This window comes from Acidovorax sp. LjRoot66 (genome assembly GCF_964253305.1).
Lineage (GTDB): Bacteria > Pseudomonadota > Gammaproteobacteria > Burkholderiales > Burkholderiaceae_C > Acidovorax.
Genome location: NZ_CAXUQU020000001.1, coordinates 151,490 through 177,375 on the forward strand (window position 1 = coordinate 151,490; position 25,886 = coordinate 177,375).

Here is a 25,886-nt window from a genome sequence, read left to right on the forward strand (position 1 = left end):
AGTTTCTGCCGCAAGCCCTGAGCCCAGCGGCCCAGGCGCGGCATGCCCGCGACGAAAATCGCCTGTGCCCTGTGGCGCATGGTGATTTCCTATTTTCACGGCCTCTGTTGCCTGCACACGGGCATGGGCAGCGGTCAATTGTTGTTCAGTGAGACCGCATGGCCATCAAATCCACCATCTTCAAGGCGAATCTGCAGATCGCCGACATCGACCACGGCTATTACGCGGACCATGCGCTGACGCTGGCGCGGCACCCGAGCGAGACCGACGAGCGCATGATGGTGCGCCTGGCGGCGCTGGCCATCCATGCGCACGACCTCAACGACATCTGCAATGGCGACGGCACGCTGGCCTTTGGCGCCGGTCTGTCGGACCCGGACGATCCAGACGCGTCGCTGACCGATTTCACGGGCAGGAAGCGCGTGTGGATCGAGGTCGGCCAGCCCGAGGACAAGCCGCTGACCAAGGCCTGCAGCAAGTCCGACAGCGTGGTGGTGTACTGCTTCAACCACGCGGCCGAGATCTGGTGGAAGGGCATCGAGACCAAACTCTCGCGTCTGGAAAAACTGCAGGTCTGGCGCATCCCCACTGAGGCATCGCAGGCCCTTGCGGCCCTGGCCGAGCGCAGCATGCAGCTGCAGGCCACGGTACAGGAGAGCGCCCTGACGCTGAGCAGCAATCTGGGCAGCGTGGTCGTGGAGCCGGTGCGCTGGAAGTAGGGCGGTAGCGGAGCCCGCTCCGCTCAGTCCAGGGGCATCAGGGCACCACAGTGCCAGCACTGCTCGAAACCACCTTCCACCGTCTCACCACAACGGCACACCCAGCGGCGCTGCGGGATGTTCTGCAGGTCCTGCAGCAGGATGCGCGCACGCGTGGCGTGCTCATCGTATTCGAGCCAGATCTCGGGCAGGCACTGGTCGGGCGGCAGGTGGCCAGCGACGGCGCCCAGATACTGGCGCTGCACCGAGGCGGTCATGCCGGCCTCGCACAGGATGTCGGCCCAGAGCGTGGCAATCGCGATGTTGGGGGCCTGGGTCAGTCGCAGCATGGCCCCACCATACCGGTTTGGGGGCGCGGCGTACAGGGGCCGCTATGCCTGGCGGAGCCGGCTCCGTGCCGGGGGCCCCGGTAAGCCTACAGCGGCCTCAGGCACCGGGGGCTTCGCCGATGGCCCTTCTGCCGCGCGCTCCGAGTACCGGTTGAAGCGCCAGGCCGAGTGCTCCAGCGTGATGCGGCGCCACACACTGCGCTTTTCAGCTGCGGTGTAGGCGAGCCAGTGCTGCACCTCGTCGAAGCTGCGGCCGCAGCCCTTGCATTGGTCATCGCCCTGGCTGGTGGAGCAGATGGCGATGCACGGGGTGTCGGGCGTGGTGTCGTACCAGGCCTTCCATGCCGCCATGGCCTCTGGCGGAAAGCTGGCCTCGTCCGCCTCGTCCTCGTGCCAGTAGACCATCAGCGCATACACCTCGGCCAGGGCCCGGATCTGCGGCGCCAGGGTCATGCCATCGGGCGAAGGGGAGCGCTCGCGCCAGTGGTTGATGGCGGCTTCGATGTCGGTGATGTGGATGGACGAGGGGGGCATAAAAAAAGAGCCCCCGCCAGGTTCTAACCGGCAGGGGCCCGGAGCATAACCGGCCTTGCCCGGCATGCGGGCAAGGAGGTTAATCGGCTCAGTTGTTGCCCAGCGCAATGCCCTCACGCCGCGGATCAGCGCCGCCGGCGTAAGTACCCGCTGCGGGGTTGCGCGAGAGCAGGCCGGCATTGCCGTTGGCACGCACGCCGTTGAACACCACGCCGTGCAGGCCGCTGGCAAAGGTATCGGTCTGCGCCACGGTGTGGCCACGGGCCCTGAGGCCATCGCGGATGGCGGCCGTGTCGATGACCGAGCCCTTCTCGATGGAGGTGGTGGCGTTGGTCTGCGCGCCGAAGTTGGGCAGGTTGATGGCCTGCTGCACGTTCAGCCCCCAGTCGGTCATGCCCAGGATGCTCTTGGCGGTGTACTGGATGATGGCGCTGCCGCCGGGCGAGCCGATGGCCCCTTCGAAGTCGCCGGTGGCGGCGTTGAAGATGATGGTCGGCGCCATGGAGCTGCGTGGCCGCTTGCCGGGCTGCACGCTGTTGGCGATGGCCTTGCCGGCGGAGTCGGTGGCGGTGAACGAGAAGTCGGTGAGCTGGTTGTTCAACAGAAAACCACGCACCATCTGCAGGCTGCCGAAGCCGTTCTCGATGGTGGTGGTCATCGATACGGCATTGCCCGAGGCATCCACGATGGACAGGTGGGTGGTGGAGGGCAAGTTCAGTGAGCTGTCGGCACCGCGGGTTGCCACCACGCCGGGAGGCGTGCCGGCCACGGGCGTGCCGATGCTGCGCTGCATGTCGATCAGGCGCGCACGGCCCTTGAGGTAGTCGGCATTGATCATGCCGGCCTGGGGCACGGCAACGAAGTCCGGGTCGGCCACGTACAGGGCGCGGTCGGCATAGGCCAGGCGGTAAGCCTCGGAGACCACATGCACCGAGTCAAGCGTGTTGGGCTTCATCGCCGCCAGGTCGAAGCTTTCGAGCATGCCCAGGGTCTGCAGCACGGCGATGCCGCCCGAACTGGGCGCGGGCATGCCGCAGACGCGGTACTTGGTGCGGTACACGCCGCACACGGGTTCACGCACCTTGGGCGTGTAGTTGTTCAGGTCGGACAGCGCGAGCTTGCCCGGGTTGGTGGGGTGGCCCGAGACCTTGGCCACGATGTCGGCGGCGATGGCACCCTTGTAGAAGGCATCGGCACCGCCCGCCGCGATGGTGCGCAGCGTGGCAGCCAGCTCGGGGTTCTTGAGCAGTGTGCCAGTGGACTTGGCCGTACCGTCTGCCTTGAGGAAGTAGCTGGCGCCGGGCTCGCCCTGGGCCTTGATGCGCGCGGCCGAGCCGGCGATGGAGACGCTCATGCGCTCGGAGATCGCAAAGCCATCTTCGCTGAGCTTGATGGCGGGATCGAAAAGGTCCTTCCAGGGCAGCTTGCCGTGCGCCTTGTGCGCGGCTTCGAGCATGCGCAGCACGCCTGGGGTGCCCACGGAGAGACCACCGTCCACCGCGGTCAGGAAGGCCAGCGGGTTGCCATCGGCACCGATGAACAGGTTGGGCGTGGCAGCCATGGGCGCAGTCTCGCGGCCGTCATAGGCCAGCAGCCGGTTGGCGCCCTTGTCGAAGTGCAGCATGAAGGCGCCGCCGCCAATTCCCGACGATTGCGGCTCCACCAGGTTGAGCACCATCTGCACGGCGATGGCCGCATCGATGGCGCTGCCGCCCTTGGCCAGGATGGCGGTGCCGGTCTGCACGGCCAGCGGGTTGGCCGCAGCGACCATGTCCTTGTTGGCATAGGCGATGGTCTTGGGCGTGTAGCCCGAGGGCGGCTCGGGCGGCACGTACTGCTCCACGGGCTCGGCGATGGGGGTGTCGTTGCTGCCTCCGCAGGCAGCCAGAGCGGCCACGGCGGCTGCGCTGAGGAGGGCGAGCTGCCAGCGGCGCCCGGTAGTGGAGATGGTCATGGGTCTCGGTCCTCGATCCAGTGGGGAAAGGCGGGGATGCAGCCTGCGGGTGGTGCAGATGCATGGCGAAACACATGATAGTCACGGTTTTGTCACACCGCAAAGGCAAAAAGGTGCCGATCAAAATGCGTGGCGGCATGTGCTCGTTATCCCTTGGGTGCCAGCCGGCCGCGCTCTGCGGGGCTTGCGTTCACGGCCGGGGGATGGTCCAATTGCGGCTTCGAAGGGGAGTAGCTCCCGCCACGCACCCGCACTGCGCCCACAGGGCACAGCCATCGCGTGGCATCGGACCTGTCGTCAATACGAAGCGAAACACCGCTTCCGGCAGGCCGGGTGCAGCGCGCAGGAAAGGCGCTGGGCCGAGCAAGACCTTTGATGGGCCCTCTGTGGGCTGATCAAGGCCGCCCTCCCGATTCGACGACCCGCGCAACGCGGGCGAGCCCTTGATCCTCCGACCGCAGGCCCTCTATCCCCCGGATGGACTTGGCGCTACATTGTCGCCAAGCCCTCCTTTTATCTACCGATATTGAGGAATTTATGGAATTTTTGGCTTCGCCCGAATTCTGGCTCGCGCTGGGACAGATCATCATCATCGACATCCTGCTGGGTGGCGACAATGCGGTGGTCATTGCCCTGGCCTGCCGCAAGCTGCCCCCCGCGCAGCGTACCAAAGGCATCATCTGGGGCACGGCAGGCGCCATCGTTCTGCGCGTGATCCTGATCGCCTTCGCCATGACCTTGTTGGCGCTGCCGTTCCTCAAGTTCGTGGGCGCGGTGCTGCTGGTGTGGATCGGCGTCAAGCTGCTGGCCCCCGATGAAGATGGCCACGGTGACGTGCAGGGCAGCGACAAGCTGCTGGCCGCCATCAAGACCATCATCGTCGCCGACCTGGTGATGAGCGTGGACAACGTGATCGCCATCGCTGGCGCTGCACAGAACGCCGGCGAGCACCAGTTCCTGCTGGTGGTGCTGGGCCTCCTGATCTCGATCCCGATCATCGTCTGGGGCAGCCAGCTGGTGATCAAGCTGATGGAGCGCTTCCCGTTCATCATCACGCTGGGCGGGATGCTGCTGGGCTGGATCGCTGGCGGCATGCTGGTGACCGACCCGGTCTTCTCCAATCCTGACAAGTGGCAGTGGATGATCAAGATCCCGCAGACCGACATGATCAGGTATGGTGCAAGCGTGGCAGGTGCCTTGCTGGTGCTGGCGCTTGGCAAGATGATCCTGGCACGCCGCACTGCCACTGCCGCCCCGGTGGAACACGGTTAAGCGGACTTCAATGACCCCATGGGCTGACTGCGGGGCGCTCGCCGAGCGCCTTTGGCGGCAGCCCCCGACCAGGGAGCTTACGCATATGGACAAAGTCATCGTGTACGTGGACGACGCAGACCATGCACAGCAGATCCTCGCGCCCCTGTTTGCGCGCGGTTCGGCGGGCAATACGCATTGGGTGCTGGTGGCGTGCGCGCCACGCATGACCCATCGCATCAGCAAGTGGGTCAGCCACAGCGCGCGCGAAAACTGGCGCGCCAAATGGGCCGACAAGCTGTTCGCCCAGGTGGTGCCGGGCCTCAGGGCCCACCCCGACCACGTCACCATGGTGCTGGCCAAGGGCCCGCTGCCGGAGCTGACGGACCGGCTGCAGGCCGACATGGGCAGCACCAAGGCCCAGGTGGTGGACGCGCGCCGCCCCAAGCTGGATGCAATGGCCCCCGATGCGGGCACGCCCGTGCCGGCCGGCGGCCGCTGGTCGCTGCCGGGCACGCTGAGCAGCCTGTTTGCCAGCGTGGGTTTGCTGATGGTGCTGGGCACCGAGTAACCAGGCTTCGAGGGGAAGGTGGTCGAAGTGTTCCGGCCGCCTGCGCGCCCCCCCTCTCGCCACAGCCAAATGCTATCCTGTGGCCCATGATCCGACTTCTTCTGAAATGGCTGCTCAGCGCCGCATCGCTGCTGTTCGTGGCCTATGTCTACAGCGGTGTGGTGGTGCAGAGCTTCCCGTCGGCGCTGATCGCAGCTTTCGTGATCGGCCTGTTCAATGTGATCTTGCGCCCCATCCTCGTGGTGCTGACACTGCCCGTGACCATTGTGACGGTGGGGCTGTTCCTTTTTGTCATCAACGCGCTCATGTTCTGGGCTGCGGCGAGCGTGCTCGATGGCTTCCAGGTCACCGGCTTTGCTGCCGCGCTGATCGGCTCGCTGATCTACTCGCTGCTCGGCGTGGTGATCGAATCAGCGCTCGGCGGCCTGTTCACGAAGAAGTGATTCCATGGCCTTGAGGCGGGTGTCGATGATGGACGCCTCGAAGTGGTCCGCTGACGCACCGCTGCGCTTGGCCAGGTCCTGCCCCGCCTTGAAACGGTCTACCGCTGCGGCATAGTCATAGCGCGTGGCATGGGCCTCGGCCTCGGCACGGACAGCGCGCAGGGGCTGGCCGTTGGCCTGCCACACGGTGGCCATCAACTGCCACACGGTGGCGTCCCGCGGGTGGTTGGCGATCCAGGTCTGCAGCGCCCCGGTGACCTCGCCCGAGCGGCCGAGCTTGACCAGCGCGCGGGTGCGCAGCAGCAGCTCCGGCCGGTGGTCGTTGGCGGCCCCAGCAGGCAGCGCAGCGAGGGCCGCGTCTGCATCGCCGGCGGCCAGTTCGATTTCTGCCTTGAGCAGTTGCGCCAGCCGCTGGGCTGGCAGGTCGCCACGGACCTGCGCCTCCAGCAGCGCCCAGGTCGTGCGTGCCGCCTTGGCATCGCGCAGCTGGCTGCTCCCCAGGGCCGAGGCATAGAGGATGGCCGCCTTGCGCGGCGCGCTCTGGCTGGCAAAGCCGGTGCTGGCCGGTTCCGCGATCCACTGGCGCTGGGTGTCCACCCCTGGATTGGAGAGCACCCGCGCCCGCGCGGAGGCCATGGCGTGCTCCTGCGTGGACACGGGGGCGGGCTGTTGTGCCTTGCCCGGCGGCAGACGCGACTGCATGTCGGCCATGCGCTGCGTGGTCAGCGGGTGGCTGCGCAGGTAGGGCCAGGAGCCGTTGTCGTTGATGCGGTTGGCCTGCTGCAGCTTGTCGAACATGCTCACGAAGCCCTGGGGAGCAAACCCCGCAGGCTCCATGAGCCCGTAGCCGACACGATCGGCTTCGCGCTCCATGTCGCGCGAGAAATTGAGCTGCGTCTGCATGGCCAGCGCCTGCCCCCCGACCACCATGGCCTGCGCGGCACCCGGGTTCTTGCTGGCCGCCAGGGCCCCGAGGATCATGGCACCCAGGAGCAGGGGCGTCTGTTTGCTCTGCTGCGCGATCAGCCGAGAGATATGGCGCTGGGTGACGTGGCTGAGCTCATGCGCCAGCACCGAGGCCAGTTCGTCGCGCGAAGTCACCACGCCGATCAGGCCCAGGTGCACGCCCAGGTAGCCGCCCGGCAACGCAAAGGCATTCACCGAGCGGTCGCGCCCGAGCAGAATCTCCCACGCAAAGCGCTCGTCCAGCTCCGGCGAGAGTTCACCGCGCTTGCGCGCCGCATCCATCAGCGGCAGCCACAGGCTCTGGACATACTCGGACAGCACGGCATCGTCGATATAGTCCGGGTCGCGGTACAGCTCTCGGATGATGCGGTCACCCAGTCGCCGCTCGCCACTGGTGGTGAGCTCGCTGCCGTCGCCCAGCGTGGGGAGCTGGGCATGGGCCAGACGCACGGGAAGAATGGCCGTACTGGCCAGGGCGAGTGCCAGGGATGTCACTACCGCTCGCGCACGCCAGAGGCGGTGGGCCACGCCAGTAGGGTTTCCCGCTGCCGGGCCACAAACAAGTTGAATAGGCAGGGTGGGGAGGGTCGCCACGCTTGGGATTTTCCGCATGGACCGTATGATGCCCTGACGCTCCAGTGTTTCCCCGAGGATTCAACTGGTTACCAAGAATCGCCTGCCGCCTGCCATAGCCGTCTCCAGCAAAAGATCCATGTCCAACCCTGATCAGACCACCACGCCAACCCTCACCCACTTCGACGCCCAGGGCCAAGCCCACATGGTGGACGTGGGCGCCAAGCCCGCGACCCACCGCATCGCGGTTGCCACGGGCCGGATCGAGATGCAGCCGGCCACGCTGGCCATCATCGAAGCCGGCACCGCCAAGAAGGGCGACGTGCTGGGTATTGCACGGATTGCCGGCATCCAGGCGGCGAAGAAGACCAGTGATCTGATTCCGTTGTGCCACCCGCTGGCGTTGACGCGGGTGGCGGTGGAGTTTGAGGTGGCTGGTGTGCAGCATCCTGGCGTGATCGGGATCGCCTGCACGGCCACCGTTGAAACAGTGGGCCAGACGGGGGTCGAGATGGAGGCACTTACTGCGGTGCAGATTGCCTTGCTGACCATCTATGACATGTGTAAAGCGGTGGACCGGGGGATGGCGGTGGAGGGGGTGAGGGTGGTGGAGAAGAAAGGGGGAAGCCGATAGTCTCAAATTTTCTTGCGTATGGAACAAGAATTGCTCTTCCGTACTCAAGTGACGCAATGGTTATCGCTTCGTGCTAGAAAAATTCTTTGTTTGCACGGATACCAGAAATATTTTTAGTTTATGGAATCCACCATTTTGATTATTAAATATGGAGATATTATCTGTGACAGTAGAAAAATACCGATATCGAGCTTGGTTGCTCGCAATTTTTGTCTTATCTGGATTTGCAGGACTAATATATCAATCAATTTGGTCTCATTATCTCGGATTATTTCTTGGGCATGCCGCCTATGCTCAGGCATTGGTTTTGGCGATATTTATGGGTGGCATGGCAGCAGGTGCTTCATGGATAGCTCGTGCAGGTCAGAAATGGCGCAATCTCATCCGAGGCTATGCAATTATTGAAATAATAATTGGAGTTTTTGGCTTGGCCTTTCATTATGCGTTCATCAATGTAACGGAATTTAGTTACGACACATTAATACCCGCCGTCACATCCCCATTAGCCATTAATTCCCTGCGTTGGGTGGTGGCTGCAATTTTAATTTTGCCACAAACGATTTTACTGGGGATGACCTTCCCACTTATGAGTGGTGGATTGATACGTAGATTTCCCGGACGTGATGGTAGCCTTTTGGGTGGTCTCTATTTTACTAACAGTATCGGTGCAGCAGTCGGTGCTCTAGCTGCCGTTTTTATTCTTCTTCCCTGGATAGGTTTGCAGGGTGCAATGATAGCTGCTGCACTATTAAATTTTGTGGTTGCAGCTCTTGCATGGTGGTTGGCACGTGAACCAGAACCAGTGATTTTGAATGTAAAAGCAGGCGTTTCTCAACCTGAAGATAGAATTAGTCGCAATTCGCTCTTGCGTGTTGTACTTTTCGGCACTGCTCTTTCGGGTGCTGCATCGTTTATTTACGAGATCGTTTGGATTCGTATGCTGAGCATGGCTGTGGGCAGCACAATGCATGCTTTCGAACTAATGCTCGCTTCTTTTATTGCTGGAATAGCATTTGGTGGATTGTGGGTGCGAAATCAAGCCGATAGAACTGACTCACCATTGCGGCTTGTTGGTATGATGCAGATTGGAATGGGAGTCGCGGCTCTTGCCTCCTTAGCTGTGTATGCCAACGCATTCGAATGGGTGGGTTGGTTAATTGAATCCCTTGCGAAGACCGATGGGGGCTATGTTCTTTTTAATGCTGGAACGGCGGCGATTTCCATTGCAATCATGCTGCCAGCAGCTTTTTTTGCCGGCACTACCTTGCCACTATTTACAATTGCTCTTCTTAGAGAAGGTCAAGGCGAGCGAGCAATTGGCAGAGTCTATGCGTGGAATACTTTGGGTTCAATCGTTGGAGTCTTTTCGGCAATTCATTTATTTATTCCCATTGTTGGTTTAAAGCTCACCCTTTGCATTGCCGCCATAATTGATCTGGCCATTGGTCTAGCACTATTGAGAATGCAGGCAACCAATAAAGGATCCTTATTACGGTTTGGCATGGCATTGGCTTTATCTGCAGTAGCACTGATGATTGCAGTGCGTATTCCATTTGACCCCATGAAACTTGCCTCTGGGGTATTTCGCCACGGAAAATCCATGATAGATAATGACATGAAGGTCATCTATTATCGAGATGGAAAGACGGCAAGTATTTCTGTAACAGAGGCATCAGACGGCGGAATTCAAATTGCTACCAATGGAAAAATTGATGCAGCTCTTTCTTTGAGAAAAGATGAGGCTCCCCGCCTTGATGAACCCACAATGGCTCTTGCCGCAGCTCTGCCGCTTTCAATGCTTGAGTCACCTAAACGGGTTGGCGTTATAGGTTTTGGTTCTGGCTTGACAACGCATACACTTCTTGGAGATAGCCGCCTCGAAAAGGTGGATACTATAGAAATCGAGGAAGCGATGATTCAGGGTGCCCGAGCATTTGGGCCCCGTGTAGCCCGCGCCTACGAAGACCCTCGTTCGAATATTGTCATTGATGATGCAAAAGCGCACTTTGCAGGCCAAAAAGAGAAATATGACTTAATAATTTCCGAGCCATCCAACCCCTGGATTTCAGGGGTCGGTTCACTTTTTTCCAAAGAATTTTATGAGTTCATACCTCGCCACCTTAACGAGGGCGGATTATTTGTTCAGTGGGTTCAGCTATACGAAATTGACGAGCCATTAGTTGGATCTATTCTCAATGCAATGACCCCAGCATTTGAAGATTATTCAGCCTGGCTTTCAAATTTTTCAGATCTCCTGATAATTGCCAGCCCCAAAGGTCCTGTACCTAAAGCCGAGCTTCATCGTTTACTTAAAGGACCACTGGCTGCGGAGCTGGCTCGACTTGGAATAGCCAGTCAGGATCAATTTTCTTTTCGACAGATTGGAGATGGACGGATAGTACGCGGCCTAGGTCGTCTTTATAGTAACAGGCCAGTAAATTCCGATTATTCTCCTATCCTTGGCCTAAATGCGCCTAAAACGCGTTATAAAAGCAAGCAGGCGGAGGCATTTACAAGCTTGCCCACGCATGCAGCGCCAATGCTTGAAGCTCTTAACATTAGAAAGCCCCTTTCAAGTTCCACGCCTACGACTCGATTAAATCACTTCGTTCCCGAGATGATGACGCGAAGAGCGCGCGCTTTGGCGGCCGAATTGAAAGGGGAACCAACTGAGCATCTCATGCAGGGGTTGAGCACAAGATCGGCTTTAGATCCTGCGACCTTACTCAAAGATATTTCTGCATCTATCTGCAAAAATAGTTGGAGTGAAATTGAGCGTTACACAGTAGCAACACGAATGCGGGAAGTAGCAGATTTGACGATAGCCCTTTTGCCCCCCGATGCTCTGCAAGGCGTCTGGATAGGGCATTCTTGGCTTAAATGCAAAAATATCCCTGAAGAATTCACTCGTGTATTTTCACTCCTTGATGCTGTAGCCAGACGAGACTATTCGCAAATGGAATTACAAGGCAAACTTTGGTTTGAGAAATTACCAGCAGACCAAGTTCTTAAGGGAGAGTTTGGCCCTATCGCTCTTTCTAATTTATTGCTTGGCCTTGCGCATCAAGAGCGCTGGGACGATGTTGTGGCAGCAGAAAAGTCCTTCGGTGGACAGGTCACTCCTGTAGGACATTATGGTCTGCAGCGTATGCTTCTTCAGTCGATTGCTATCGAATACACCAAGCAAAAGCAATTGAATTAATCATTTTATCCACAATCGCCGTTTATGATAGCAATCACCTAATGCGGCGATTTTTTAATCAATGATGTCTTGCAACGCGAGCACAATCACGCTTGTTTCGAACAAATCGAGTGCTTGCTCGGGACTGCTTTATCAGCACGTCTAGCAGCACCGATGTCTCAGTGCTATGTTTTCTTGATTAGTCTACGCTAAAATCGATCTGGACCATTTGTATAAACTCGCCCGCCGCAGGCTTTCGCCTTTTGACTTAGCATTTCTCGCTTGTCAATAGCGGGGCGGATTCAAAAGCGAAGCGCAACACCCTGGATTTCAATGAACAAGAGTGGAGTGCTGCGGGTTGTTGATCAGCAACTCGCGGTACACGGCCAACGATGATCGTACCCCCAGCGCCTTTCTGGGACGGTTGTTGATCTCATCGGCTATCGCATCGAGTTGCTGCTGGCTGTAGATGCTCAGGGCGGTCCCCTTGGGCAGGTACTGGCGCACCAGGCCATTCATGTTCTCGTTGGAGCCCCTTTGCCAGGGGCTGTGCGGGTCGCAGAAGTACACCGCTATGCCGGTGTGCTCGCTGAGCTTCTTGTGCATGCTCATCTCCCTGCCCTGGTCGTACGTGATGCTCAGTCTCATCGGCTGCGCCATGCCCAGCAGCTTGTCCGTGAAGCCCTGCAAGACGTTGGCAGCACCGGCCGGCTTGAACTCAGGGAGCTTGACCAGCATGACCAATCGGCTGGTGCGCTCCACCAACGTCCCTACTGCACTGGCATTGCCTTCGCCCTTGATCAAGTCGCCTTCCCAGTGCCCGGGGTACTGGCGGTCTTCGATCTCTGGAGAACGCACATGGATGCTCAGCATGTCCGGGATCTGGACCCTGCGGTCCTTGCCCTTGCTGCGCGGCACGCGCTTGTTGTGGGCGTGCCGCAAGGTGGCGATCAGTTCTTTGCGCAGCTCGCCCACGGGCATGGCATAGATGCAGTTGTAGATGGTCTCGTGTGACACTCGGTGCTTATGGCCTTTGGGATGCAAGCGTGCCAGTGTCAGGGCAATCTGCTCGGGCGACCAGTGAAGCCGCAGCAAATGGCCCACCAGGGCCCACAGGATGGAGTCAGCGTGCAGCTTGACTGCGGGCCTACCAGCGCGCCTGCGCTGCAGGCAAAGACTCTGCGCCTTGACGCTGCCATAGTCCGATGGATGGCCCGATGGATGGCCGTTGCGCACCAGCTCCCGGCTGATGGTGGCCGGTGAGCGCAGCAGTTGCCTTGCGATGGCCCGCACGCTGAAATTCTGCTACTTCAGGCTGGCAATGGTGACTCGGTCTTCGGGCTGCAGCTGGCTGTAGTGGCTGAAACGGGAGGAGTTGTGCATCTGCGGACCTTACAGGTTGGCAGGTGTTGCACTTCAGATTTGAATCCGCCCGGTAATAGAGCCCACCTCAAATCCAACAGCTCTTCTTTTGGCTGAGAAGGAATGCCAAATCAATTATAGGTTAACTCCCATTAGAATCCATCGACTGGAGCATACCCTACCGGATAAGCCGTTCGATCCAGTAATACTATCCACTCCTTACTTTTACGACTGGTCAAAGGCAGATATCGTAGCTCGCCAAGTTCTTTTCCCGTTTTTATTACTGCAATTTCCAACGCATGCTTTGTGGTTGGCTTGCGTTGCAAAAGTTCTTCTAACGGCTTTGCTGCCTGCGATATTTTAGGCAACGCATCTTGATATGCGATCCACCAATTGGGTCGAGCACTGGGCTCTACCCCTTGAAGAGACTGCTCAATGCTAATAATAAATTCATTATTATCTTTAGGCAACCTAGTTCCCGCCAATTTGAAACCAATTGATGGCAATTTTTGAAATTCGAACGGCGCGGCATCAAGATCTTGGCTATTTATTTCAGCCGCTGTAACCACAACAAATCTGTCTATTTCAAATACCACCATAACTGGACGTCCTTCAGAAACTGAATAAACACCATAGAGCAATGCGGACATCTGTATGATTGCAATCGTCACCCAATCAATCCGCAATGCAATGCGGGTTTTTCGAGGATTGCTGAGCAGAAAATTGAGTGCCGGCCCACATACCAGATCTACGATGACCAAGATACCAACAACGATTTGCAAATCGAAAATTTGACGGAAGGGTCCGGGATACCAGCCGAAAAAGATGAGTGCCGCAGCCGAACCTACAATCAATACGCTCATTACCAAATGCCAGCCGGCCACTCGAGCGGCAAATCTCCAGCGATCCAAATCCAATGCCATTATCATTCTCCAAAAAAAAAGAGTGCAGGAGCACTCTCTTTCTTTAAAGCCTCCGGAGAGGCTAGTCTACCGGATCAACGGCAGGTAGCAGGAGCGTACTTTGCCAGCAGAGTACCTGCTGGAACACCCGCCATCTTGGCATTCGTTGCAGACACTTGAGTCGTAGACGCACATGCCCAATCCAAAGCACCACTGGTTCCAGCAGTCAATGCTGCGGCCAGAGTGATCGAAGTACCAGCTGCTGCAGAACGAACATATGGAGCAACCACCAGCGTGTTTGCCGCTGCAGCCACACCAGTAGAGGTGGGATTGTAGGTGATAGTGATGGGACCGCCTGCACCAATCAAAACCTTGTTAACAAACTTGGAATTGGCACCGGTGCCAGCATTCTGAGCATTCCAAGTGGTAACAACATTAGCCAATTCTGCGGTGCTGGTGCCATCGGTGGCAATCATGTTCTTGGCACCCTGAGCCAGGTTCAAACCTTCCGTCACGCGGGTGCGCACGGTGTAGTCTTGGTAGGCAGGAAGTGCCACAGCGGCCAAAATACCGATAATCGCAACAACGATCATCAGTTCGATAAGGGTAAAGCCCTTTTGCATGAAACGCTTCATATAAATTCTCCTGGGAGTCGGTTGCAAGTGAACACCTGTCGAAAATTTCTCCAGGCTACTTTTCCCTGAGCAGGTTCCGTGCCACCCCGCCAAGCTGACTACACAGCGTCTGAACCCCTCCCCCAAATGGGTCAATTGTCCCCGAAGTGTTGCCTGGCCATCCCTTGGAACCCCTGGACGACATTCTTGTCACATCACAAACGTCACAACCTGCAACACACTCGTCAGAACTCGAACTCGTCCCCTGCCTTGAGCCAATAAATGTCATGCGGAGCGGCCCCCCGCAGCCCCGCACTCTGGTCGAAGCGGCGGATTTCCTCCATGATCAGGTCGGTCTCCGACGGCTTGGTATGGGTGATGTAGATGGGGCAGCGCTTGCCGGGCGTCAGTTGCGCCAGTTCCTGGGCCAGGGTGTGGGGTGACAGGTGCAGGCTGCGCTGGGCCAGGGCGGTTTCGCGGTTGCTGAAGGCGGTTTCGATGACCAGCATGGTGACGGGCATGGCATTGACGCGTTGCCAGAAGTCGGGGTTGCGGCCGGTATCGCCGCTGAATACCCACCAGCCGGTGGTTCCGGCCACCGCATAGCCCACAGCGGGCACCGTATGCACGGCCGGCATAACCTCCAGGAGAACGCCCTCCACCTGCAGGCGCTCCCCTACCGAGATCGTCTGGTACTGCAGAAACGGCTGGTCGGAGGTGGGAATGCTGCTGAAGTCCGGCCAGATGACGTTGTTGAACACATGGGCCTGCAGGGCGGCGATGGTGCCGGGCAGCGCGTGCACCTGCACCGGGCTGCTGCGCAGCGACGACACCGCATCCAGCATCAACGGCAGCGCAGCGATATGGTCCAGGTGCGAATGCGTGAGGAACACATGATCGATGCGCCGCATTTCGTCCAGCGCCAGGTCGCCCACCCCCGTTCCTGCATCAATGAGGATGTTGTCGTTGACCAGGAAGGAGGTGGTCCGGCAATCTTTGGCAATGGCCCCGGAGCACCCCAGTACGCGAACCTTCATGTCATGCAGTCCTGTTTGTTCCGTCTGTCTCTTCTGGCTGTCTGTTGTTCGTTTGCGTCTGCCGGCTACTTGGTATCGAATTGGGTAGCACCATCCCAGTCCCGCTGGAAGGGTAACACCCGCAGGGCCTCCATACGACCGGCATACAGCGAATACAGGATGCTCGCAGGTTGTAACGCCTTCAAATTCTGCAAAAGCAGGGCACATGCATCCCATTCCTGGGCCCGGTAAGTGGCGAGGAACTGGTGCCACAGGGCCAGTTGCTGCTCCCGCTCGGGCGACAGCGGCTCGGCCGCCGTGCCCACGGGCGTGTAGATGGTGACGGCCTGGGCTTTGCCCTTGACGCGCACGCGGTCCAGCTCCTGCCAGATGAATCCCGGGGCCATGGCACGGGTGGTGTCGCTGACCACCATGGTCACGCCGTAGGTCTTGGACAGCCCTTCCAGACGGGAGCCCAGGTTGACGGCGTCGCCGATCACCGTGTAGCTGCGTCGGATGTCCGAGCCCATGTCCCCCACGCACATGGTGCCGGTGTTCAGGCCGATGCCCACGCCGATCTCCGGCAAGCCCTTGCTGCGGTGCTCTTCGTTGAGCTGGGTGATCGCCCGGGTCATGTCCAGCGCCGCTGCCACGGCCGATTCGGCGTGCCCGGGGGTGGCCACGGGTGCGCCCCAGAAGGCCATCACGCAATCTCCCATGTACTTGTCGATGGTTCCCTGGCGGCGGCCACGGATGATCTGGGTCAGGCGGCTGAACACGCCATTGAGCAGGGCCTGCAGTTGAAGGGGCTCCATGCGTTCAGACAGCGCAGTGAAGCCACGCATGTCGCAGAACATCACAGTCAGTTCCTGGTTGGCGGCATCCATGGTGTAGCGTTCGGGCTCCTTGAGCATCTCGTCCACCAGTTCTGGAGGCACGTAGGTGCCGAACAGGGCAGCGAGCTCCCGCTTGGAGCGGCTCTCCACAAAGTACCCGTAGACCATGTTCAGCGTGAAAGCGGACAGTGCCAGTACCAGGGCGGTCGCCAGAGGCATCACCAGGCCATGCGACTGGTACAGCCAGAGATTCAGCCCCACCAGCCCAGCAAACACCCCCGCGCTGAGCAGAACGGCCCAGCCTGCCGTCAGCAAGGGCAATGAGAATGCCAGCAACAGGCCCGTTGCCACGAGCTGCAGAACATCGAAATCGGTGGCGTAGTCTGGCTGGAGCACATTCGCGCCGTCCAGGAAGGCGGACAGCAGATTGGCATGCGTCTCCACACCGGGATAAGTTCGCCCCACGGGCGTCACACGCAGATCGACCAAGCCTGGCGCCGTTGACCCTACCAGCACCAACTGGCCCTTCAGGCTGCCTTGCGGCAAGCGCCCCTCCAGCACATCACTGGCGGAGATATAGCGAAACGAGCCACCGGTAACGTCACCAGGGCCGCGGTAGGGCACCAGCGTCGCCAGATTGGGATCGACCGGCAACCGGATCAAGCTCTGGCCTTGGCGCAGCAGGATGCCCTGCAACACGTCGTGATCGAATTCCGACGACGCATAGACTGGGTCCAAGTCCCTCACGCCCGTCGCCACACGCAGCATCGCCAAGGCCAGCGATTCGTAATAACGGCCCTGGAACTCAGCCAGCAGAGGCAGGGAGCGCACAACCCCGTCGGGGTCGGTGATGGAATTGAAAAAGCCCGCTGCAGGCGCCGCCCGTGCCAGCGCTCCGATATTGCTGCCATGGCCCTGCCAGGACGTGGCTCTCAGGGGCTTGCCGCGCAGCCGCTCCAGGGGCAGGGCAGGTTCGGGCAGGACTCCACGGGCCTGTCCGTCCCGATCGCTCGTGAAATAGTAGCCCAGCACCACGGGCCGGCCCTGCAGCGACTGTGCAAACAAGGCGTCGTAGTCCAGCTGCGGCGACAGCTGCGCCAATTGTTCGGCAAACCCGGAATTCCCTTGCAACGGCCCCTGCGCCAGCCGCTGCAGGCTGGCCAGTCCTGAACTGCCGTCAGGCTCGGCAAAGACCACGTCAAAGCCGAGCACGGAAACCTGTTGGCGCTCCAGCAGCTCGCGTGCGAAGCGGGCCATCTTGTCCCGGCCCCAGGGCCACTGCCCGATGCGTTCCAGGCTCCGCTCGTCGATGTCGACGATGGTGATGCGCTCGTCCATCGTGCCCGGCATGGTGGCGCGCAGGCGGGTGTCGTAGATGATGTTTTCCAACCGCTCGAGCACCTGCAGGTGCAGGACCCCACCCACGTGAAGCAGGGCGAACAGCAGTGGCAACAGCGTGACGGCGATGCGGCGCCAGCGGCGCGCCAACCAGGAGCCAGTCCGGGGGCGCATCAGAATGGCTCAGCTCGGTGGCGCCCGGCGCTTTGCGGACAAGGGGCCGAGCCAGGCAAGCGGCACAGCGCGCCCGTCAGGTCTGCTCGAACTGCATCTCGGTGCCGGCCAGCTCCAGCTTGTCGCCGTGCTTGAGCGGCACCGGCGACAGCCCGATGGCCGAGCCGTTGAGCAGCGGCATGTCCGGGCCTTCCACATGCGCCAGCACGAAGCCGTGGTGGCGCTTGGTGATGGAGGCCACGGCAACGCCCGGCTTGCCAATGGTGGTCACCACCTTGAGCAGCGAGACCTCGCGCCCTGCGGCTGCGCCGGACATGACCTTGATCACCGCCGTGATCGGTGCGGGTGGCGGGGCACCCGGCAGCCCTGCCGGGCGCGATACGGCGCCCAGCGGCGGCACCATGCCGGGCTTGAAGATCATGGTCTTCTCGAAATTCTCGCCCTCGGCCTCGTGCAGGAAGCGGATCTTGTACTTGCCCACTTCCACCGTATCGCCATTGCGCAGCTCCTGGCGCTTGACGGCCTTGGCATTCACGTAGGTGCCGTTGGTGCTGCCCAAGTCCTCGATCTCGACGTCATTCCCGACCATGTGGAAGATCGCGTGCTCGCCGCTCACCGCCAGGTTGTCGATCACGATATCGTTGTACGGCCTGCGTCCAAGGGTGGTGCGGTCCTTGGTCAACTGAACTTCCTTGATGACGACGCCGTCAATCGAAACGATCATTCTGGGCATGATCCACTCCTGATTTGAGATTTGTTATGGGCCGGCACCGTCATGCAGCACCCAGCAGGCGGGACATCAGGCTGCGCTTCTTGCCCCCCGCACCGGCCTGTACCAGCAGTACGCTAACGTTATCACGACCGCCGTGTGCATTGGCGGTATCAATAAGCAATGTGGTTTTTTCCTCCAGCGGGAGGGATGCACGCACCATCTCCGCCAGATCGGCATCGGACACCATGTCCGTGAGCCCGTCCGAGCACATCAGGAACAGGTCGTGCGGCGCCACCTGGAATTCATTGACTTCCATGAGCACATTGGGCTCCACGCCCAGAGCGCGGGTGACCAGGTTGCGGTTCGAGGAGATCGCCGCCTGGTGCGGCGTGAGGATGCCGGCATCCACCTGCTCCTGCAGCCACGAGTGGTCACGCGTGATCTGCTGCAGCACTCCGCCGCGCAGGCGGTAGCAGCGTGAATCGCCGATGTGCCCAAGAATCAGCCGGGATCCCTGGAAGATGCCCGCCACCAGCGTGGTCCCCATGCCGGCGTACTGCGGGTTCGAAAGCGACGCCCCCAAAATGGCATGGTTGGCGTTTTCCACGCAGATTTCGAGCGCCCGGCGCACATCCGTCGCCTGGGGGGTACTGCCGGCCTGGGACAGCCAGCGGGCCATTTCCGTACGGATGAAGGTGGTGGCCATGCCGCTGGCGACTTCGCCTGCGTTGTAGCCCCCCATGCCATCGGCCAGGATGGCCAGTTGGGCATCCCGGTCGATCGCGACGGCGTCTTCGTTGTTGCTGCGCACCCGCCCCCGATCGGTGCGCGCAAAAAAATCGTAATTCATGGATAAAGCGGCACAGGCCTCATCGGGCGCTGGATGGCGGCAGCGAAGAGTCCCTCTGTGCAGGATATTCCGTCACTGTTTCCTGAAAGTCCGCCATGTCGTTCCGTGTTGCCTTGCGAGCCGCATCATAGACGACTGTCCGCTGGTTTGGGCCGGTTTCAGCGGCTGCCAGCGCCGCCAGCGCACGGCGGATCTCGGCTGCAAACTGGCGCCCTGTCTGGTAACGCGCCTCGGGACGCTTCATCATCGACAGCGCCACCACCTCGGCCACCTCGGCCGACAGCTCGGGCCGCAGGGTGCGCACGTCGGGCGCTGGCACGCTGGCAATCTTGTGCATCAGCTCGGGCATGGAGGCTCCGCGCAGCGGCAACGAGCCGGTGAGCATCTGGAACAGCGTCACGCCCAGCGAATACAGGTCCGAGCGCCCGTCCACCTTCTTGCCCGCCAGCTGTTCGGGCGACATGAAGCTCGGTGTGCCCAGTACCAGCCCCGTGCGGGTCTTGCTGGAATCGGTGATGCGCGCAATGCCGAAGTCGGTCACCTTGACCGCATCGGTCGCCGCGTCGAACATGACGTTGGCCGGCTTGATGTCGCGGTGCACCACCTGGTTGGCATGGGCATAGTCGAGCGCCTCGGCCACGCGGGCCGCCACCGACAGCGCCAGCGGCACCGGCAGCAGGTTGCCCTCCTTGCAGAAGGGCGACAGGTCCGTCCCCTTGAGGAACTCCATGGAGATATAGGCCAGGTCGTGCTCCTCGCCCGCATCGAAGATGGTCACGATGTAGGGATGCTGCAGGCGCCCCGCCGTCTCGGCCTCGCGAAAGAAGCGCGCACGGGCGTCGATCAGCCCGTCGCCCTCGAACTCCTGTCCCAGGGCCAGCGTCTTGATGGCCACCATGCGGCCGATCTTCGGATCGCGCCCCAGGTACACCACGCCCATGGAACCCTTGCCGAGCTCCTTGGTGATTTCGTAGCGGCCCAGCATGGGCAGACCGATGGTCGCGTCGCCCGGCAGGCGCGGCGTGGCCGGTACGCTGGGCATGGGCATCGGTGCCGAACTCGGTGGCGGCGCCGTGTCGGGCTGGCCCGAAGCCGACTTGGCCCGGGCGCGCATCTTCCGGTAGCGGGTCTTGGCGTCCTTGTACTGCCTGTCGTGGCGCAGGATGCGCTCGTACACCAGTTTGGCCATGGCGTAGTTGCGCTTGCGCTCAAAATCCTGTGCCAGGTGGTACAGGTTGTCCTTGAGGGCCTCGGTCATCGGCAGGCGGCGAAAGTGCTCGAACGCCTGCTCCAGCTTGCCCTGGCCATGCAGCGCCAAGCCCAGCATGCGCTTGGACTCGGCTGCCTCGGCAGACTTCGTGCGGGAGGCGCCCCCGCCACCGCGCAGCTTCAGCGCCAGCATGGCGGCCTGACCCACAGCCACCACCAGCGCAGCCCCCAGCAGCGAGAAGGAGATCAGCGCGTGCTCCAGTGCCAGCCACTGGGCCCCGGCCAGTGCCAGCAGCAAGGCCATGCTCACGGTCAAGCCGGCCAGTGCACTCACCTGCGGCAACGCCAACGCCAAGTACAGCACTGCCGCCACGATCGCCAGCCAGGCCACCGGCAGCGCCCAATCCGGCGCCGTCACGGCATGGCCCTGGCGGATGGTCGACACCATCTGCGCCAGCACCTCCACCGGGTACAGCGACTGGCCGCCTGGCGTTGCCAGGGGCGGCGCCTGTGCGGCCGAAGTGAAACCCACCAGCACGGTCTTGCCCTGGAAGCCGGAGGCGCCTGCCGGAGACAGCACCTGTGCGAACGCGGTCCGGGCAAACACCGGCTGGCCGCCTTCCGGCGCATGGAACAGGGGCCGCAGCACCGACGTACTGTCGGTCGCAATGCCCAGGCTGCCCAGCCGCAACCAGGGCGCAGCGGCCTGCAGGCGCAGATCGGACGCGCCCAGTTGCAGGCTGCGCAGCACCGTCAACAGCGCGACCGATGGCGCTGCGGCGCTGTCATGCGCCAGCAGCAGAGGCATCTGGCGCAGCACACCGTCGGGGTCAGAGTCCAGCTGCAGGTGGCCAATGGCAGATGCCGCCGCACCCAGGACCGCGGGGGGATGCCGCCCCGAGGCCGCAGGCACGGCATGCTCGCCCGGATTGGCCAGCGCGCTGCGGCGCACATACGGCGGCAGCGGTGTGGCAGGGCCGGTCGCCGCATACTGCGACACCAGCACCACGTTGCCTGCGCGCTGCATGCTCGCAGCCAGCCGCGCATCGCCCGACAGGGCGGCGCTGTCCGCGCCAGGCACGCCAGCCGCCTGTGGCTCGCCAGACACGGCGGGAGCAGGAAGGGGCAAGGGGCGGGCCGGCGTTTCCGGCAGCGGCATGGTGTAGACGATGGCCCGGGCGCCGGCGGCCGTGAGCTGGTCTACGAAACGGGCGTGGACCTCGGGCTGCCAGGGCCAGGGCCCCAGGGTCTTGAAGCTGCGGTCATCGATGCCGACAACCGCCAGGTCTGCAGCGGGCTCGGCCGACGTGCTGCCGACGGCGGCGTCGTACATGGCCAGATCCAGCCGGTGCACCCAGCCCATCGCGCTGGCCACGGCCACCACGACGGCGGCCACCAGTGCGCAGACAAAGCCATCGGTACGCCACCAAACCAGCTGCTGTCCCGATGTTGTTCTGCCCACTTGCAATCGATCCACGGAGGTAATGAGATACCTTTAGAAGCAATTTCTAAGCCCGGCCCCGGGCGGCCCTTGGCGTGCCCCAGACCCCATGGTCGCGGCCCTTGCCTGCCGTTCTTGTCGCTGGCACGCAACGCTCGGCGCTGCAAGTGCCATTTTTGTCAGGTCGAGGCGGCCGCGCGGCTGGCGCGGCGCTGCCAGAGCTTGCCACCGCCCACCACCAGAATGGCGCCCAATGCCGCAGCCACATAGTGCAGCGAAGGATGCGCCGCCACCAGGCCCTGCAGTGCCGTATCGCCAGCGATGGTCTCGCCCGCCACCCAGCCAATGAGGGCCGCGCCCAGCACCACGATCACCGGGAAACGCTCCATCAGCTTGATCATCATCGTGCTGCCGAACACCACCAGCGGAATGCTGATGGCCAGGCCCAGCACCAGCAGCGTGGTGCTGCCCTGGGCCGCTGCAGCCACGGCGATCACATTGTCCAGGCTCATGACCAGGTCGGCCATCAGAATGGTACGCACGGCAGCCATCAGGCTGCCATAGGTCTTGGATTCGCCTTCGTCCTCGTCGCTTTCGCTGAGCAGCTGGAAGCCGATCCACAGCAGCAGGCAACCGCCCACGATCTGCAGGAAGGACAGGGCCAGCAGCTTGGCTGCCACCACTGTGAGCAGCACGCGCAGCACCACCGCTGCGCCGGAGCCCCAGAACACTGCCTTGCGTTGCTGCTCAGGGGGTAGCGAGCGTGCCGCCAGGGCGATCACCACCGCGTTGTCACCCGAGAGGATGATGTTGATCCAGACGATCTTGATCAGGCCGATCCAGAAGTCGGCACCTTGCAGAAATTCCATTGTCGATGACTCCACTGTTATGAATGCAAGAAGCGCCCGGAACCGGGGTTCCGGGCGCTTCTTTTTTTGGAGCGGCCAGTGTATCGGGCACTTGCGCCCGATGCGTCCGTAATTGTGCTTACGGACGGGTGTGCTTACTTCAGCTGGGCCTTGAGCAGCTTGCCCAGTTCCGAGGGGTTGCGCGTGATGATGAAGCCGGACTCTTCCATGATGGCCAGCTTGGCATCGGCCGTGTCGGCACCACCGGAGATCAGCGCGCCTGCGTGGCCCATGCGCTTGCCGGGAGGCGCCGTCACGCCAGCGATGAAGCCCACGATAGGCTTCTTCATGTTGGCCTTGCACCACTGGGCGGCTTCGGCTTCATCGGGTCCGCCGATTTCGCCGATCATGATCACGGCATCGGTGTCCGGATCGTCGTTGAAAGCCTTCATCACGTCGATGTGCTTCAGGCCATTGATGGGGTCGCCACCAATGCCCACGGCGCTCGATTGGCCCAGGCCCACTTCGGTCAGCATGGCCACGGCTTCGTACGTCAGCGTGCCGGAGCGGCTCACGACGCCGATGCGGCCCTTGCGGTGGATGTGGCCGGGCATGATGCCGATCTTGATTTCGTCGGGCGTGATCAGGCCGGGGCAGTTGGGGCCCAGCAGCAGCGTGCGCTTGCCGCCGGCGGCTTCCTTGGCCTTCATCTTGTTGCGCACTTCGAGCATGTCGCGCACCGGGATACCTTCGGTGATGCAGATGGCCAGGTCCAGGTCGGCCTCGACGGCTTCCCAGATGGCGGCAGCAGCGCCTGCGGGCGGCACGTAGATCACCGACACGGTGGCGCCGGTCTGCGATGCGGCTTCCTTGACGGAGGCGTAGATCGGGATGTTGAAGATCGACTCGCCGGCCTTCTTGGGGTTCACGCCCGCCACGAAGGCATTCTTGCCGTTCGCGTATTCCTGGCACTTTTCAGTGTGGAACTGGCCGGTCTTGCCCGTGATGCCCTGGGTGATGACCTTGGTGTCTTTGTTGATGTAGATCGACATGTGTGTTCTCCGGGCTTACTTGACGGCAGCAACGATCTTGGTCGCAGCTTCGGCCATGGTGTCTGCGGCGATGATGGGCAGGCCGGACTCGGCCAGCATCTTCTTGCCCAGCTCTTCGTTGGTGCCCTTCATGCGCACGACCAGCGGCACGTTCAGGTTCACGGCCTTGCAGGCCGTGATCACGCCGGTGGCGATGGTGTCGCACTTCATGATGCCGCCGAAGATGTTGACCAGGATGCCTTCGACCTTGGGGTTCTTGAGCATGATCTTGAAGGCTTCGGTGACCTTCTCGGGGGTGGCACCGCCGCCCACGTCCAGGAAGTTGGCCGGCTCGCCGCCGAACAGCTTGATGGTGTCCATGGTGGCCATGGCCAGGCCGGCGCCGTTGACCAGGCAACCGATGTTGCCGTCCAGGCTGATGTAGGCCAGGTCGAACTTGGAGGCTTCCACTTCGGCCGGATCTTCTTCGTCCAGATCGCGGAAGGCCACGATTTCAGGATGACGGAACAGCGCGTTGGCGTCGAAGTTGAACTTCGCGTCCAGTGCCATCAGGTTGCCCTTGGAGTCGCAGTTCAGCGGGTTGATTTCCACCAGCGACGCATCGGTGTCCATGTAGCACTTGTAGATCTTCGCGAAGATGTCTACGGCCTGGTCGATGGAAGCGCCGGTCAGGCCAATGGCTGCGGCAACCTTCTTGCTTTGCTCGACGGTGATGCCGGTCAGGGGATCGATCATCTCGGTGATGATCTTCTCGGGCGTGGAGTGGGCCACTTCCTCGATGTCCATGCCGCCTTCGCTCGAAGCGATCAGCGCTACCTTCTGCGTGCCGCGGTCGGTGACCAGCGAGACGTACAGTTCGTTCTTGATGTCGGCGCCGTCTTCGATGTACAGGCGGCGGACCTTCTGGCCTTCGGGGCCGGTCTGGTGCGTCTTGAGCTGCATGCCCAGAATTTCGCCAGAAATGCGCTTGACGTCGTCAATGGTCTTGGCGACCTTGACGCCGCCGCCCTTGCCACGGCCACCGGCGTGGATCTGGGCCTTGACGACCCACACGGGGCCGCCGAGTTTCTGGGCTGCTTCGACGGCTTCTTGCACCGTGAACGCGGGAATGCCACGCGGAACGGGCACACCAAAATTGCGCAAGATTTCCTTGCCTTGGTATTCGTGAATCTTCATGAGGTCTCTCTCAGGGAAGGGTGGTAGTTACCCGTTTACCATGAACAGTTGTCTGGCCGCGGGCTTGGGACATGGCAACCGGCGACTGTATCATGCTGCGACGCACCATCCCCTGTGCCTAACACGTACAGCATTGGCGTCCATCCATTCTTACCCCCGGCAGTCCACGCTGCCAGACCAGCAGGAGCACCCCATGTCCAGAGTCTTTATCGATGGCGAAGCCGGCACCACGGGCCTGCAGATCCGTGAACGCCTGCAGGCCATGCCCGAGGTCGAGCTGGTCAGCATTGCACCCGAATTGCGCAAGGACCCGGCTGCCAAGCGCGACCTGATCGCGGGCGTGGACTTGGTCGTTCTGTGCCTGCACGACGACGCCGCGCGCGACACCGTGGCCATGGTGGACGGCATCGAGCAATCCACCGGCCGCAAGATCAAGATCATCGACGCGAGCACCGCACACCGCACCGCGCCCGGCTGGGTTTTCGGTTTCCCCGAGCTGGCCGCCGGCCAGCCCGAGGCCGTGGCAGCCGCGAACCGCGTGGCCAACCCCGGCTGCTATGCCACCGGCGCCATCGCGCTGCTACGCCCCCTGGTCGATGCCGGGCTGGTTCCCGCCGACTTTCCCCTGGCGCTGCCCTCGGTGAGTGGCTATTCGGGTGGCGGGCGCACCATGATCGAGGCCTACCAAAAGGGCGAAGCGCCGCTGTTCGAGCTGTACGCCCTGGGTCTGGCGCACAAGCACCTGCCGGAGATCATGCACTACGCCGGCATCACCCGCCGGCCCATCTTCGTGCCCTCGGTGGGCAACTTCGAGCAGGGCATGCTGGTACAACTGCCCCTGCACCTCGATACCCTCCCCGGCGCGCCCAAGGCAAGCGACCTGCACGACGCCCTGGCCGCACACTACGCCAAGAGCAACACCCCCGAGCAGTGGGTCAGCGTGCTGCCCGCCACGGCCGACGGCAAGCTCGATGCCCTGGCGCTCAACAACAGCAACAAGCTGGAGTTGCGCGTGTTCGCCAACGAGACCTACCGCCACGCGGTGCTGGTGGCGCGCCTCGACAACCTGGGCAAGGGTGCCAGCGGCGCCGCAGTGCAGAACCTCAAGCTCATGCTGGGTCTGTGATTTTCTGCACGCCGGGCGGGCCAGGCACGGCCCGCGCCATGGCGTGCACGGCACCCCGCTACCCATAATCTCGCC

The 25,886-nt window shown here is 61.6% G+C and carries 21 protein-coding genes and 1 pseudogene; 7 read left to right on the top strand and 15 right to left on the bottom strand.

The features are described from left to right. The first annotated feature begins 158 nt into the window (after positions 1-158). The gene (locus tag ACSQ3Y_RS00720; RefSeq protein WP_057200623.1) at positions 159-719 is read left to right on the top strand and encodes a YaeQ family protein; all 561 of its coding nucleotides are present in this window, start codon (positions 159-161) and stop codon (positions 717-719) included. 23 nt (positions 720-742) lie between these two features. Here the strand turns inward: ACSQ3Y_RS00720 and ACSQ3Y_RS00725 are convergent, their stop codons facing one another. The 3 genes from ACSQ3Y_RS00725 to ggt form a co-directional block, all read right to left on the bottom strand. Continuing rightward, positions 743-1,048: a DUF2007 domain-containing protein gene (locus ACSQ3Y_RS00725; RefSeq protein ID WP_436176109.1), complete on the bottom strand. Its 306-nt coding sequence runs from the start codon at positions 1,046-1,048 to the stop codon at positions 743-745. 42 nt (positions 1,049-1,090) lie between these two features. Next, positions 1,091-1,582: a DUF3717 domain-containing protein gene (locus ACSQ3Y_RS00730; protein WP_436176110.1), complete on the bottom strand. Its 492-nt coding sequence runs from the start codon at positions 1,580-1,582 to the stop codon at positions 1,091-1,093. An 88-nt stretch (positions 1,583-1,670) separates the two neighbouring features. Then, positions 1,671-3,536 (bottom strand): gamma-glutamyltransferase, encoded by a 1,866-nt coding sequence (ggt, locus tag ACSQ3Y_RS00735; RefSeq protein WP_436176111.1) that lies wholly within the window; start codon positions 3,534-3,536, stop codon positions 1,671-1,673. Between the two features lie 537 nt (positions 3,537-4,073). Between ggt and ACSQ3Y_RS00740 the strand changes: the two genes are divergently transcribed. From ACSQ3Y_RS00740 to ACSQ3Y_RS00750, 3 genes are all read left to right on the top strand, one after another. Next, positions 4,074-4,808, top strand: a complete 735-nt coding sequence (locus ACSQ3Y_RS00740) for a TerC family protein (RefSeq protein WP_057200619.1) — start codon at positions 4,074-4,076, stop codon at positions 4,806-4,808. An 85-nt stretch (positions 4,809-4,893) separates the two neighbouring features. Continuing rightward, positions 4,894-5,358, top strand: coding sequence for a hypothetical protein (locus ACSQ3Y_RS00745; protein WP_057200618.1), 465 nt, complete (start codon positions 4,894-4,896; stop codon positions 5,356-5,358). Between the two features lie 89 nt (positions 5,359-5,447). Then, the gene (locus tag ACSQ3Y_RS00750; protein WP_057200825.1) at positions 5,448-5,801 is read left to right on the top strand and encodes a phage holin family protein; all 354 of its coding nucleotides are present in this window, start codon (positions 5,448-5,450) and stop codon (positions 5,799-5,801) included. Here the strand turns inward: ACSQ3Y_RS00750 and ACSQ3Y_RS00755 are convergent. Then, the gene (locus ACSQ3Y_RS00755; protein ID WP_436176112.1) at positions 5,769-7,379 is read right to left on the bottom strand and encodes a M48 family metalloprotease; all 1,611 of its coding nucleotides are present in this window, start codon (positions 7,377-7,379) and stop codon (positions 5,769-5,771) included. The two genes, ACSQ3Y_RS00750 and ACSQ3Y_RS00755, sit on opposite strands and share 33 nt — an antisense overlap. Before the next feature lie 100 nt (positions 7,380-7,479). On the opposite strand from ACSQ3Y_RS00755, the gene moaC reads away from it, so the two are divergent. Continuing rightward, positions 7,480-7,974 (top strand): cyclic pyranopterin monophosphate synthase MoaC, encoded by a 495-nt coding sequence (gene moaC, locus ACSQ3Y_RS00760; protein WP_436176113.1) that lies wholly within the window; start codon positions 7,480-7,482, stop codon positions 7,972-7,974. Positions 7,975-8,137: 163 nt separating this feature from the next. Further along, positions 8,138-11,176, top strand: coding sequence for a fused MFS/spermidine synthase (locus ACSQ3Y_RS00765; protein ID WP_436176114.1), 3,039 nt, complete (start codon positions 8,138-8,140; stop codon positions 11,174-11,176). Between the two features lie 309 nt (positions 11,177-11,485). On the opposite strand, the pseudogene ACSQ3Y_RS00770 reads toward ACSQ3Y_RS00765, so the two are convergent. From ACSQ3Y_RS00770 to sucC, 11 genes and pseudogenes are all read right to left on the bottom strand, one after another. Beyond that, positions 11,486-12,538: pseudogene (locus ACSQ3Y_RS00770) on the bottom strand (IS30 family transposase). A 131-nt stretch (positions 12,539-12,669) separates the two neighbouring features. Further along, positions 12,670-13,440 carry a TfpX/TfpZ family type IV pilin accessory protein gene (locus ACSQ3Y_RS00775; RefSeq protein WP_436176115.1) on the bottom strand — a complete coding sequence of 257 codons (771 nt, stop codon included), beginning with the start codon at positions 13,438-13,440 and terminating at the stop codon, positions 12,670-12,672. A gap of 74 nt (positions 13,441-13,514) precedes the next feature. After that, a complete protein-coding gene (locus ACSQ3Y_RS00780; protein WP_436176116.1) occupies positions 13,515-14,054 on the bottom strand; it encodes a pilin in 540 nt (179 codons plus the stop codon). Positions 14,055-14,278: 224 nt separating this feature from the next. Continuing rightward, the gene (locus ACSQ3Y_RS00785; RefSeq protein WP_436176117.1) at positions 14,279-15,070 is read right to left on the bottom strand and encodes a 3',5'-cyclic-nucleotide phosphodiesterase; all 792 of its coding nucleotides are present in this window, start codon (positions 15,068-15,070) and stop codon (positions 14,279-14,281) included. Positions 15,071-15,135: 65 nt separating this feature from the next. Further along, positions 15,136-17,397, bottom strand: a complete 2,262-nt coding sequence (locus tag ACSQ3Y_RS00790) for a CHASE2 domain-containing protein (protein ID WP_436176118.1) — start codon at positions 17,395-17,397, stop codon at positions 15,136-15,138. A 76-nt stretch (positions 17,398-17,473) separates the two neighbouring features. Continuing rightward, positions 17,474-18,130, bottom strand: a complete 657-nt coding sequence (locus ACSQ3Y_RS00795) for an FHA domain-containing protein (RefSeq protein WP_057200612.1) — start codon at positions 18,128-18,130, stop codon at positions 17,474-17,476. Positions 18,131-18,170: 40 nt separating this feature from the next. Continuing rightward, on the bottom strand, positions 18,171-18,959 hold the full coding sequence (locus ACSQ3Y_RS00800; protein ID WP_057200611.1) for a Stp1/IreP family PP2C-type Ser/Thr phosphatase: 789 nt from the start codon (positions 18,957-18,959) through the stop codon (positions 18,171-18,173). A gap of 19 nt (positions 18,960-18,978) precedes the next feature. After that, the gene (locus tag ACSQ3Y_RS00805) at positions 18,979-21,645 is read right to left on the bottom strand and encodes a CHASE2 domain-containing serine/threonine-protein kinase (protein ID WP_436176119.1); all 2,667 of its coding nucleotides are present in this window, start codon (positions 21,643-21,645) and stop codon (positions 18,979-18,981) included. Positions 21,646-21,788: 143 nt separating this feature from the next. Continuing rightward, entirely contained in the window at positions 21,789-22,478 is a 690-nt protein-coding gene (locus ACSQ3Y_RS00810; RefSeq protein WP_436176120.1) for a TerC family protein, read from the bottom strand. Between the two features lie 134 nt (positions 22,479-22,612). Then, positions 22,613-23,509: a succinate--CoA ligase subunit alpha gene (gene sucD, locus ACSQ3Y_RS00815; protein WP_010464520.1), complete on the bottom strand. Its 897-nt coding sequence runs from the start codon at positions 23,507-23,509 to the stop codon at positions 22,613-22,615. A 15-nt stretch (positions 23,510-23,524) separates the two neighbouring features. Then, positions 23,525-24,685 (bottom strand): ADP-forming succinate--CoA ligase subunit beta, encoded by a 1,161-nt coding sequence (gene sucC, locus ACSQ3Y_RS00820; RefSeq protein WP_057200608.1) that lies wholly within the window; start codon positions 24,683-24,685, stop codon positions 23,525-23,527. Positions 24,686-24,878: 193 nt separating this feature from the next. Between sucC and argC the strand changes: the two genes are divergently transcribed. Then, positions 24,879-25,811: an N-acetyl-gamma-glutamyl-phosphate reductase gene (argC, locus tag ACSQ3Y_RS00825; RefSeq protein WP_436176121.1), complete on the top strand. Its 933-nt coding sequence runs from the start codon at positions 24,879-24,881 to the stop codon at positions 25,809-25,811. Positions 25,812-25,886 lie beyond the last annotated feature (75 nt).